This window comes from Klebsiella sp. KTE92, assembly GCF_000398905.1.
GTDB classification, from domain to species: Bacteria; Pseudomonadota; Gammaproteobacteria; order Enterobacterales; family Enterobacteriaceae; genus Klebsiella; species Klebsiella variicola.
Genome location: NZ_KB976100.1, coordinates 2,781,250 through 2,792,761, shown reverse-complemented (window position 1 = coordinate 2,792,761; position 11,512 = coordinate 2,781,250). Strand labels below are relative to the sequence as shown.

Sequence of the window (11,512 nt, the reverse complement as noted above, 5' to 3'; positions counted from 1 at the left end):
AGGAGGAAAAATGGTGACATTAAACATGCTTAGCGTTGAAAAAGAAGAGGATGACGCCACCCGCGCCCCCGAATCAGGTGATAAACAACCGGAGCGCGATAAATAAAATTGAGACTATTCCTTTTCAGGAATAATGGATATCTGGCCGTTACGCTCGAGGATAGCGAATTTGATCGCTTTGAGCTCATAGATCCCATGGTGCTGCCTGGCTGCCAGCAGGATATCATCGACAGAGATATTGACGAGCTTTATCTTTTCGTCGATGACAGCACCATTTTCCACCACAATAACCGGGCTGCCATCAATGAAATTTTCCGCCTGCGAGAAGCGTTTCTTAATATAGCCGAATAAAATATCAACACCCACCAGAGTGACGATGGTGAGCATCGAACCGGTGACGGAATAGTCTGTGCTGAGCATAGCCTGTTGGGTGGCTTCGCTAATTATCAGCAGCAATATTAGATCAAAGTTGGTTAACTGCATCAGCGTTCTTCTGCCAGCAATCTTAAAAATAATCAACAGGATAAAATAGATTGCTGCGGCTCTGAGGACCATTTCCATAGCCACTCCTAGGGATAGACAAACTGGTTCCAGGTGACAGGCGCGCGATCGTTCACTGCCGCCTGCAGGGAAATATTGCCGGCTGTTTTTGGGGTAATGGATAACCACACCGACATCGGCGAGCGGTTGTCCGCTTGCTGATACACGAGGTATAATTTCCCCTCGGCACTGTACATTTTATCCGGCTGCGGGCGGATATCACCGACCTGGTATTGCGATAAAAACGGGGCGGTGAAGCTGATAATTTTTTCACTACCTCCATCGGGTTTAATCTGAATATTCACTTCGGTTTCACTCATCAGTCTGGCATACCGCTGATAATCGACGCTTAATTCACCTGCGGCACTTTCCCGGTGCGCTTCACTGAAATAACCGGAGGACCACAGACCGCTTAGCGCGGTAAGAATGATGAGACTCAGAACAATTATCCCATAGCGCCGGAATCGATATTCGAAGCGTAGTGCTCGTTCATTCTCGTCAACGATGGGACAATCCTGTTGATTCTTAATCATTATTATTTTCCCCGCGTTTCGTTTCGGCAACAGCGTAACGATAAGGACATTCTTATATTAGTCGATATCAGAACAATTGACTTTGTAAAAATGAATCGCCTCAGCCAGGCTTTATTCTAATCATCGGTAAAATGACGGAGGGATGATGAAAAAATTAGCGCTCGCTATGGCCTGTGTACTCGCCGTGGGTATTGCACAGGCGGACGATAAGGGCGGTTTTAGTCAGGATGCCGCACCGCCGCCGCCGCACAAACTCGATGACGGCTATCGCGGCGTCGAGGATGGCCGGATCATGACCGTTGAGCAGGCGAAAACCATGCACGATGGCGCGACTATTTCACTGCGCGGTAATGTGCTCACCCGCCAGGACAATGACCGTTATCAGTTTCGCGATAAAAGCGGCACCATCACTGCCATCATTCCGGCCGCCGCGTTTAACGAACAGCACGTAGAGCCTGACGATCTGGTCAGCATCAACGGTAGCCTCGATCGCAAAATGACGCCGCCGGTGGTGCGTGTCGATCGTCTGCTCAAGCAGTCGCCTAAGTAAGCGGAGAACGCCGATATGAGTAACACATCTCAGCCGCAAGGTGAGCAGGGCGGAAAGCATCCTGCGCGCGAGGCGCCTGCCGAGCATGGCGAAGTGCCGCGTAAACGGGACGACAGCAAGGACGACAAAACCGATCCTTATCAGCCACACGATGGTCGTTAGCGAGGCTGACCACGAGATCCTTAAGGGCACAGTGATGCCCGGGCCGCAGAAAAGGCGCAGGTTCGGCATCACGCACTATACTTCTTGTTCGACATCATCACAGGAGGAGTCACATGGCGATTCATAAGAAAGGGCTGGCGCACTGGGAAGGCGATCTGAAACATGGCAAAGGCACCGTGTCGACAGAGAGCGGGGCGCTGAGCCAGCAGCCCTACGGCTTTAACACCCGTTTTGAAGGGGTGAAAGGCACTAACCCTGAGGAGCTGATTGGCGCCGCGCATGCCGCCTGTTTCTCAATGGCCCTGTCGCTGATGCTCAGCGAAGAGGGCTATACCGCAACGTCTATCGACACGACGGCGGTGGTCACCCTCAATAAAACCGACGGCGGCTTTGCGATAACCGACATCGCGCTGCAAAGTCAGATTGTTCTGCCGGACGTTGCGCCGGCGGCGTTCGATGAGATCATTCAGAAAGCGAAGGCCGGTTGCCCGGTATCGCAGGTGCTGAAAGCCAATATCACTCTCGACTACCAGCTGAATCCGTAAGCTGTCGTGCCCGCGCGCAGCGGGCACCCTTTCCCGATATCTCTCCCTGCGCTGCCCAATAGTGGTATCTTTTGTCCTTTAATTGCACGTAAGGGACATCATCATGATCGGCATTCGCGGGATGATCGAGGCGCAGGTGCTCGGCCTGACCGGCATGGCGCTAAAAGAGATCGATTTTGAACAGCCTAAAGGGGAGCCGGGGCTGTTTGGTCCGCAGTCGGCCATCTGGCAGGTACACGGCGATTTTACCTCGATGCTCTGCGGCGGCATCAGCGCGCTGCTGCTGCAGATGCTGCATCCCCTGGCGCTGGCCGGCGTCTGGGATCACTCCCGTTTCCGTGAGGACATCTTTGGCCGCCTGCGCCGCACCAGCCAGTTTATTTCCGCCACCACCTTTGCCACTACCCCCGACGCCGAGCGGCTCATCGCCAAAGTGCAGGGGATCCATCAGCGGATCGGCGGGGTGGATAAGGACGGCACTCCTTATCAGGCCAGCGATCCGGCGCTGTTGACCTGGGTGCACGTCGCCGAGTGCAGCCGCTTTATGGCCTCCCACCTGCGCTACAAGCGGACAGTGGTCAGCGCCGAGCGCCAGGAGGACTATTTCCGCGAGTCGGCGGAAATCGCCCGTCGGCTGGGGGCCCAGGACATCCCTCAGACGCCGCAGGAAGTGGCGGACTATCTCGAGGCGATGCGCCCGCAGTTGCGCTGTGACGAACGTACCCGGGAGGTAGCCGAGGTGCTGCTCTCTACTCGTCTGCCGGGTAGGCTGAGCCAGCCGGTGGGTCAGGTCATGATGCGCGCCGGAATCGATCTGCTGCCGGAATGGGCGCAGGAGATGCTGGGGCTGTCGCTCACGCCGCTGCAGCGGCGCACGACGCGCCTGCTGGTGCATGGCGTGGCCCGCGTGCTCCGTGCCTCGGTACGCAACGGCGCCTGGCATTGCGCCATGCGCCGGATGCAAGTGGAGTGAAGGTCACTCCGCCTAGCCCAGCTGTCGGGCAATCAGTGCCTCCAGGCTGCCATCCGCCCGCCACTCGCTGAGCGCGTCATTCACCGCGTTGAAGCCAGCGACATCCGCCCGGGCGACGCAGATGGCCTGCTGGATCTCAGTAAAATTATCCGCCAGTACCCGCACCCCAGCGTGCTGACGGGCTGTCGCCTCCAGCGGCTGTCGGATACCGGCGACCATATCTCCTTCACCGGCGAGGAAGGCGTCGATGGCCTCCTGCGAGGAGGGAAGGCGATTCAGGCTGGCGTGCTGCAGATGACGGGTTAACCACAGATCGTAAGCGGCGTTTTGCCCGACGTTAATGGTGGTTGCCGGGCGATCCATGTCGGCCACGCTCTGGCAGGGCGAACCGGCTCTCACCAGCGCGGTCCCCTGGATGGTGATGTAGGGAGGCGTAAAACGCAGGGTCGCTTCCCGGGCCGGGTCGATGGCCAGAAACGCAATGTCCCAGTGATCACCGCCGGCGTCAGCCACCACTTTTCCGGCGGCAGGATAGGGGACGAACTCGGCGGTGACGCCCCAGCGCGTCGCCAGCCGATGGCTAAGCTCGACGGTGAGACCTGCGGGCTCCCCCGTCTCCCCGAGATGGGCCAGGACCGCGTTGCCCAGGTTAATGGCAAAACGCAGCCGGGATGAGGTGTTCTCTGACATCGCTGACTCCTGTGGTGGTGAAGAGAAAGTGGCCCGACCTGCCGGGCCAGTCATAAGATAGCCCATCCGCGCGCGGTTGTACCTGTCCTGCCACCCTTTCAGAATATATTAATAATCGACAGCGCCGATATCGTTAAACGGAAAGGCAATGGCTTTTATATTGTTAAGCATAAACTCAGCTTGTCAGTTTATTCTTCCCGCTCACAAAGGGAGAGAAATAATGACACAACATAATTTTGAAAATGATAATAAATATCATGAGCGTTCGGTGCAGGCGCGAAAGAGTACCCTTATTAGCGTGGTGGTCAATATTTTCCTTTCCGTGTTTCAGGTTGTGGTGGGAATATTCTCTGGCTCCCAGGGGTTGATTGCTGATGGGATGCACTCTTTTTCCGATCTGGTCGCCGATGGGGTGGTGCTGGTGGCGAATAAAAAGAGCCGTCGACCCTCAGACCACGATCACCACTATGGACACTGGCGCTACGAGAATGGCGCCTCGCTGATCCTCGGCGCGATCCTGGTGCTGGTCGGGGTCGGCATGCTGTGGTCTGCGGCAGGTCACCTGGCGCAGCCGCAGACGATTCCGGCGGTGCACAGCGTGGCGCTGTGGATGGCGCTGGTGGCGCTGGCCGTTAAGGAGGGGCTGTTTCGCTATATGCTGGCGGTCGCCACGCGGCTGAATTCATCGCTGCTCATCGCCAACGCCTGGCATGCCCGCTCCGATGCCGCGTCATCTCTGGTGGTGGCGCTGGGAATTATCGGTAACCTGGCCGGGTTCGCCTGGTTCGATCCGCTTGCCGCGCTGGCGGTGGGACTGCTAATCACTCGCATGGGCTATCGTTTCGCCGCCACGGCGCTGCACGATTTAATGGACCGCGCCGTCGATGAAGAGACGCAGCGGGCGATCGCCGGCACGCTGCAGGCCACGCCGGGCGTGGCGGGTCTGCACGATTTGAAAACCCGTAAGGCGGGGGATCTGGTGCTGGTGGATGTCCATCTCGAGGTGGCGGGAGAGATGTCGGTAGCCGAGGGACATCAGATTGCCCGTCAGGCGCGGGAGCGGGTCCTGGCGCAGCATCCGGTGCTTAACGTAATGGTGCATCTTGATCCCAGCGACGCGGCCAGCGCGCTATGCGGGGCTGACAAAAGCGGCCTGGCGCACCCGGTGTCCTGAACCGGCAATTTTATTGGCTCAGCGGCTATTTTTTCCCTGAGCCTTAATTGCTGGCGCATCGATTGCCTGAAATATAAAAAAAGCACATACTAAAAACGCCATTACCATCGCTAAATAATGGCGAAGATCTGCCCATCGCAGTTAACGATAAAATAAACCAATCGGTTCATAGATAATCTCTATTCTTTATTCAGAGATAATGACCAGAGCGGTAATTCAGGAAGTCAGACAATGATCATTCGGCCAGAACAACACTGGTTTCTTCGCTTATTTGACTGGCACGGCTCCGTGCTGTCGAAAATCATCTTTCGTCTGCTGCTTAATGTGCTGATGTCCATCATCGCCATTATCAGCTATCAATGGTACGAGCAGCTGGGGATCCACTTAACGGTGGCGCCGTTCAGCCTGCTGGGGATTGCGATTGCGATTTTTCTCGGCTTTCGCAACAGCGCCAGCTACAGCCGGTTCGTCGAAGCGCGCAATCTGTGGGGGACGGTGCTTATCGCCGAACGTACGCTGGTACGCCAGTTGCGCAATATCCTGCCGGCCGAACACGATGTCCATTGCCGCATCGTCAGCTATCTGGTGGCCTTTAGCTGGAGCCTGAAGCACCAGCTGCGCAAAACCGATCCGACGGCTGACCTGCGGCGGCTGCTGCCGGATGACAAGGTGGCGGAGATCCTCGCCAGCTCAATGCCCACCAACCGGATCCTGCTGCTGGTCGGCAACGAAATTGGCCAGCTGCGGGAGGCGGGCAAGCTCAGCGACATCACCTACGGGCTGATGGACAACAAACTCGATGAGCTGGCGCACGTGCTGGGCGGTTGTGAAAGGCTGGCGACCACTCCGGTGCCATTCGCCTATACCCTGATCCTGCAGCGCACCGTGTACCTGTTCTGCACGCTGCTGCCGTTCGCGCTGGTCGGCGATCTGCACTACATGACGCCGTTTGTCTCGGTGTTTATCTCCTACACCTTTTTGTCGTGGGATTCGCTGGCGGAAGAGCTGGAAGATCCTTTCGGTACCGCCGCCAATGATCTGCCGCTGAACGCCATGTGCAATACCATTGAGCGCAATCTGCTCGACATGACCGGTCAGCATCCGCTGCCGGAGACGCTGCGTCCGGACCGTTACTTCAATCTGACCTGAATCAGACCCACCGGGCGGTTTCCGCTGCCCGGTCATCGCTTTCCCGTGGGTCTTTTATCCGTCAGCGCACAGCGACGATAACCGCGAAAATTTGCAAATAAGTTAAATTTAACACCTGATAGATAACATCAATTATACAGAATTGTGGTGTATGTTATTATTCAGTTAACAAACGCAGTACCTACGCTTTCCCATCGTACTATCCTTGAGAAACAGCATTCTTTTCAGGTGACGCCATGCGATTCACGCTTCGTCGCCGGGGTTGTCGTACGCCTTTTTCGGCTAGAGACAGCCAGAACAGAGCAGCAGGAGTAAAGAGATGACCAATAAAAGACGCGCGGTGCCCGGTGTTCACCCCTATGATGGCCCGGCAGGCGGGTGGGGCGCCCTGAAGGCCACGGCCATCGCTGTGCGTACCCAGATGGATGCTTTCGAAGCGCCCGCCACGCTGCTGCGCACTAACCAGCCGGATGGGTTTGACTGCCCGGGCTGCGCCTGGCCGGATAAAGAGCATAAATCCACTTTTCAGTTTTGCGAAAATGGCGCCAAAGCCGTGACCTGGGAAGCGACCACCAAACGGGTGACGCCCGCGTTCCTCGCGGCCAACACCGTGACCTCCCTGCTGGCGAAGAGCGATTTCGAACTGGAGGGCTATGGCCGCTTAACGCATCCTTTAGTCTACGACCGCGCCAGCGATACTCTGCGTCCGGTGGCGTGGGAGCAGGCCTTCTCCCGCATCGGCGAGATCCTTCGCGGCCTGCAGCCTGATGAGGTCGAGTTCTATACCTCTGGCCGGGCGTCCAATGAGGCAGCGTGGCTGTTCCAGCTGTACGCCCGCGAGTATGGCACCAACAACTTCCCCGACTGCTCCAACATGTGCCACGAATCCACCAGCGTGGGCCTGCCGCAGTCGATCGGGATTGGCAAAGGCACCGTCTCCCTCGACGATTTTGACCAGACCGAGCTGGTGATCTCCATCGGCCATAATCCGGGCACCAACCACCCACGGATGATGGGCACCCTGCATGAGCTTTCCCGCCGCGGCGTGCCGATTATCGTTTTCAATCCGCTGCGTGAGCGGGCGCTGGAGCGTTTTGCCGACCCGCAGAACGTGATGGAGATGGCGACCCGGCGCTCGACGCCGATCGCTTCGACCTACTACCAGGTGCGGGCCGGCGGTGACGCGGCGGCGCTGAAAGGGATCGCCAAAGCGCTGCTGCAGCTGGAGGAGGAGCAGGGCAATGTGCTCGACCACGCGTTTATTACCCAGCATACCCAGGGATTCTCTGCCTTCGCCGAGGATCTGCATGCCACCCGCTGGCAGGATATCGAACAGGAGTCCGGCCTGACGCGCGAATCCCTGACCCAGGTCGCCGTGGCTTACGCCAAATCCAGGGCCACCATCGTCACCTACGGCATGGGTATTACCCAGCATAATAAAGGCACTTCCAACGTCCGTCTGATTGCCGACCTGCTGCTGATGCGCGGCAACATCGGCAAGCCGGGCGCTGGCATCTGTCCGCTGCGCGGCCACTCAAACGTGCAGGGAAACCGCACCGTCGGGATCAGTGAAAAACCCTCTGCGGCCTTCCTCGACAGCCTGCAGCGGGTGATGGGGATTACGCCGCCGCGGCATCATGGTCACGATGCGGTGAAGGCCCTGGAGGCCATGATCGCCGGCGACGCCAAAGCCCTGATTTGCCTCGGGGGCAACTTCGCTGTGGCGATGCCGGATCACGAACGCGCCTTCCCGGCGATGCGCGGCCTTGAGCTTAGCGTTCACGTCGGCACCAAGCTCAACCGCTCGCACCTGCTGACGGCGAAAGAGACCTTTATTCTGCCGTGTCTGGGCCGCACCGAGCTTGACCTGCAGGCCAGCGGCCGGCAGTCGATCACTGTCGAGGATTCGATGTCGATGGTGCATGCGTCGTCAGGCAAGCTTAAGCCCGCCTCGCCGACGCTGCGCTCGGAGCCGGCGATTGTCGCCGGTCTGGCGAAGGCCACTCTGCCGGCCAGCAAAGTGGACTGGCTGTATCTGGTGGAAGATTACGACCGCATTCGCGATCTGATCGAACAGACCATTCCGGGGTTCGAGGAGTATAACCAGCGTATTCGTCATCCCGGGGGCTTCCGCATGCCGCTACCGCCGACCGAGCGCATCTGGCCAACGGCCACCGGTAAAGCCATGTTCTCGGTCTTCAAAGGGTTGCATGAGAACGTGGTGGTGGAGGGCGAAGATGTGATGCGCTTAGTGACGCTGCGCAGTCATGATCAGTACAACACCACCATCTACGCGATGGATGACCGCTACCGCGGTGTTTTTGGCCGCCGCGACGTGCTGTTTATGAATGAACAGGACATGGCTGCCCAGGGGCTGGAACATGGCGATCGGGTAGATATTCATACCGCGCTGCCAGACAGCGAGCTGACGCTGGAAGATATCACGGTGGTAGCCTACGGCATCGCGCCCGGTACCGTCGGGGCCTATTATCCGGAAGCCAACGTGCTGGTGCCGCTGAACTATCTGGATGAAGAGAGCGGCACCCCTTCATATAAGTCGGTTCCCGTTCGTCTGACGCTGCGCTCGAAAGAGATCCGTCCGCTGGCCGGCGTACGCTAAAAAAGCAGGGCGCAGGACGGCATCGCGCCGTCCTGCGCCCTGCAGCCCCTCGTGATGTCCTCGCTTGAATTTATCGCTACTGAAACTAACATTCTGGTAACCTGTGCGCGGCCCCGGGGGTGAACGGCGGGGTTCAAACGGGAAAGAGAATGGATATTAAGCAACTCAAGTATTTGATCGCGCTCGATCAGACGCGCCATTTTGGCCAGGCGGCGGCGGCCTGCCATATTACTCAGCCGACCCTCTCCATGCGCATTCGTAACCTGGAAGAGGAGCTGAACCTGACGCTTATTCAGCGCGGCCAGCGCTTTGAGGGGTTTACCCCGGAAGGTGAGCGGATCCTGGCCTGGGCGCGGGCGGTGCTGGCTGCCCATGATGGTCTGGCGGCAGAGGCGGCGATCTGTCGCGGGCAGATGGTCGGTCAGCTGCGGGTCGGCATGGTGCCGCTGGCGAGCCTGAACCCGATGCAGTTGATTAAACCGCTGGCGGAGAAATACCCGGCGCTGCAGTTCAGCCTGCTGTCGATGACCTCGGAGCAGATTATCGATGGCGTCAGCCGTAACCAGTTGGATCTGGGCATTTGCTATCTGCAGCATCTGGACCAGCGCCTGTTTAAGGTCGCCCGGTTGCCGCAAACCCGGATGGGGCTCCTGCATGATAAACGCCATTTCGACTTCAGCGGTGCGACGCCGGGGTGGGAGGCGCTGGCGACGTTGCCCCTCGGTTTTCTGACCAAGGGAATGTACTACCGGGAATCCATTGAAATCAGCTTTAAGGCTAAAGGGCTAACGCCGAAGTATGTTTTTGAAAGCGATTCGACGTTTCAGATTATCCAGGCGGTGCAGGCGGGGATCTGCTGCGCGATTATGCCGCTCAACAACGGCCTCGAAGCGCTGAGCGATAATCTTGAAATTCTGCCGATCGCCGAAACCCAGGTCGATTCACAGCTGGCGCTCATTATGCGCCAGCAGGAGCCGGTATCAACCCTGGCGGAAAAATGCTTCGCCGAGGCGCAGGGGATTTTTGGCTGAGGCCAGTCCCTGCGACAACCTCAGATATTCTCCAGACGAATACCCCGCGTTTTGGGGCCGAAGATCCCTACCGACAGCATCACCATCAGCATACTGACGACGATAAAGCTAATCACCCCCGGCGTGCCGGCGTATTGCAGAATAATGCCGATCAGGATGCTGGTCACCGCGGTGGAGAGCCGGCTGAACGAGTAGCAGAAGCCGACGGCGCGGGCGCGAATATGGGTCGGGAACACCTCGGCCTGGTAGGCGTGGTAGCTGATGGTCAGCCAGGCGTTGGACCAGGTGATCATAAACCCGCAGATCACCAGCAGAATCGGGCTGTTTTGCAGGGCGAACAGGGTCCCGAAGATGACAGTCATCAGCGCGGAGAGGACAATTTGCCACTTGTTCTCAAAGCGATGCACGAAGCGGGTGCAGAACAGGCAGCCCAGAGGATAGGCGAGGGTGATAAAGAAGGCGTACAGCAGACTGTGAGTGATGCTGGCCCCCTGACCGGAGAGCAGCGCCGGCAGCCAGTTGCCAAAGCCGAAGAAGCCGATCGCCTGGAAGAAGTTCATCACCATTAGCATCAGGGTGCGCTGCCGATACTGCGGCGCCCAGATTTCGCGGAAGGTGCCGCGTTTGACGACGCTCTGTGCCGCATGCGCATGCGCATGCTTCGGCGACGGCGTCACGCCACAGCGGGCTTCCATCTCACTCATCACCGCATGCGCGTCATCATGCCGCCCTTTGCTTTCCAGCCAGCGCGCTGACTCCGGCAGCTTTTTGCGGATAAACCAGATCGCCAGCGAGAACAGCGCGCCAAAGATGATCACCCAGCGCCAGCCGCTGAGGCCGAAGAGGGTGGTTGGCACCAGCATCCAGGACATCAGCGCCACCGCCGGAACCGACAGGAACTGGATGAAGAAAGCAAAGGCAAACGCTTTATTGCGCAGATGGGTTGGCATCCATTCGCTGAGATAGGTATCAATAGTCACCAGCTCAATACCGAGGCCGATCCCCACCAGAAAGCGGAAAAAGATCACCCCTTCCGCGCTACTCTGCGTCGCCATCAGCAGCGAAAAGAGGCCGTACCAGGCGAGCGCTACCATAAACGTCAGACGGCGCCCCAGCCTGTCCGCCAGCGGCGCCAACAGACTGGCGCCAATAAACAGCCCCATAAAGGTGGCGGAGGCAAAAGCCGCCTGATCGGCAATCCCGAATATCCCCGCCTGCCCGGTGTGGAAAATCCCGTCGGCCAGCAGCCCTGCGCTGATATACCCGGTCTGGAACAGGTCGTAGAGCTCGAAGAAGCCACCGAGGGAGAGCAGGGTGATAAACGACCATAAACCGAAGGAGGCGGGCAGCGCATCAATGCGTCCGGTTAAACTGGCGTGCGGTTGTCCGGGCGAGGCATAAGGCGCGCCGCCGAGAACCTGGGTGGTAGACATGGTGTTGTATTCCTCAGGATGAATGGTTTGCCTGCTAATGTTAATTGATTGTTAATAGTTTTAAATTTTTAATCCTACGCGTTAGCTGCAATCTTTAGCGCAAGATATCGCG

General features: G+C 58.1%; 12 protein-coding genes. 8 read left to right on the top strand and 4 right to left on the bottom strand.

Going from position 1 to position 11,512, the window contains the following annotated elements:
* Positions 1 to 114: 114 nt before the first annotated feature.
* Both A1WC_RS12230 and A1WC_RS12235 read right to left on the bottom strand, forming a co-directional pair.
* The gene (locus tag A1WC_RS12230) at positions 115 to 561 is read right to left on the bottom strand and encodes a DUF421 domain-containing protein (RefSeq protein WP_008804762.1); all 447 of its coding nucleotides are present in this window, start codon (positions 559 to 561) and stop codon (positions 115 to 117) included.
* An 8-nt stretch (positions 562 to 569) separates the two neighbouring features.
* The gene (locus tag A1WC_RS12235) at positions 570 to 1,073 is read right to left on the bottom strand and encodes a hypothetical protein (protein ID WP_016161118.1); all 504 of its coding nucleotides are present in this window, start codon (positions 1,071 to 1,073) and stop codon (positions 570 to 572) included.
* A gap of 145 nt (positions 1,074 to 1,218) precedes the next feature.
* Here A1WC_RS12235 and A1WC_RS12240 point away from each other — a divergent pair, with 145 nt between their 5' ends.
* The 4 genes from A1WC_RS12240 (at position 1,219) to A1WC_RS12250 (ending at position 3,303) form a co-directional block, all read left to right on the top strand.
* Complete coding sequence (locus A1WC_RS12240; protein ID WP_008804764.1) at positions 1,219 to 1,623, top strand: YdeI family stress tolerance OB fold protein; 405 nt, start codon at positions 1,219 to 1,221, stop codon at positions 1,621 to 1,623.
* A gap of 15 nt (positions 1,624 to 1,638) precedes the next feature.
* Entirely contained in the window at positions 1,639 to 1,785 is a 147-nt protein-coding gene (locus A1WC_RS27940; protein WP_012541624.1) for a hypothetical protein, read from the top strand.
* Positions 1,786 to 1,898: 113 nt separating this feature from the next.
* Positions 1,899 to 2,330 (top strand): OsmC family protein, encoded by a 432-nt coding sequence (locus A1WC_RS12245; RefSeq protein WP_008804765.1) that lies wholly within the window; start codon positions 1,899 to 1,901, stop codon positions 2,328 to 2,330.
* 103 nt (positions 2,331 to 2,433) lie between these two features.
* Positions 2,434 to 3,303: an oxygenase MpaB family protein gene (locus tag A1WC_RS12250; RefSeq protein WP_012541625.1), complete on the top strand. Its 870-nt coding sequence runs from the start codon at positions 2,434 to 2,436 to the stop codon at positions 3,301 to 3,303.
* A gap of 12 nt (positions 3,304 to 3,315) precedes the next feature.
* On the opposite strand, the gene A1WC_RS12255 is transcribed toward A1WC_RS12250, so the two are convergent.
* The gene (locus A1WC_RS12255) at positions 3,316 to 3,993 is read right to left on the bottom strand and encodes an ABC transporter substrate-binding protein (RefSeq protein ID WP_016161117.1); all 678 of its coding nucleotides are present in this window, start codon (positions 3,991 to 3,993) and stop codon (positions 3,316 to 3,318) included.
* Positions 3,994 to 4,213: 220 nt separating this feature from the next.
* Here A1WC_RS12255 and A1WC_RS12260 point away from each other — a divergent pair, with 220 nt between their 5' ends.
* The 4 genes from A1WC_RS12260 (at position 4,214) to A1WC_RS12275 (ending at position 9,967) form a co-directional block, all read left to right on the top strand.
* A complete protein-coding gene (locus A1WC_RS12260; protein ID WP_016161116.1) occupies positions 4,214 to 5,167 on the top strand; it encodes a cation diffusion facilitator family transporter in 954 nt (317 codons plus the stop codon).
* Between the two features lie 231 nt (positions 5,168 to 5,398).
* Positions 5,399 to 6,316: a bestrophin family protein gene (locus A1WC_RS12265; RefSeq protein ID WP_016161115.1), complete on the top strand. Its 918-nt coding sequence runs from the start codon at positions 5,399 to 5,401 to the stop codon at positions 6,314 to 6,316.
* A 319-nt stretch (positions 6,317 to 6,635) separates the two neighbouring features.
* The gene (locus A1WC_RS12270) at positions 6,636 to 8,936 is read left to right on the top strand and encodes an FdhF/YdeP family oxidoreductase (protein WP_016161114.1); all 2,301 of its coding nucleotides are present in this window, start codon (positions 6,636 to 6,638) and stop codon (positions 8,934 to 8,936) included.
* Positions 8,937 to 9,085: 149 nt separating this feature from the next.
* Positions 9,086 to 9,967, top strand: coding sequence for a LysR family transcriptional regulator (locus tag A1WC_RS12275; protein WP_012541629.1), 882 nt, complete (start codon positions 9,086 to 9,088; stop codon positions 9,965 to 9,967).
* Between the two features lie 20 nt (positions 9,968 to 9,987).
* On the opposite strand, the gene A1WC_RS12280 is transcribed toward A1WC_RS12275, so the two are convergent.
* Positions 9,988 to 11,400, bottom strand: coding sequence for an MFS transporter (locus tag A1WC_RS12280; protein WP_016161113.1), 1,413 nt, complete (start codon positions 11,398 to 11,400; stop codon positions 9,988 to 9,990).
* Positions 11,401 to 11,512: the final 112 nt, after the last annotated feature.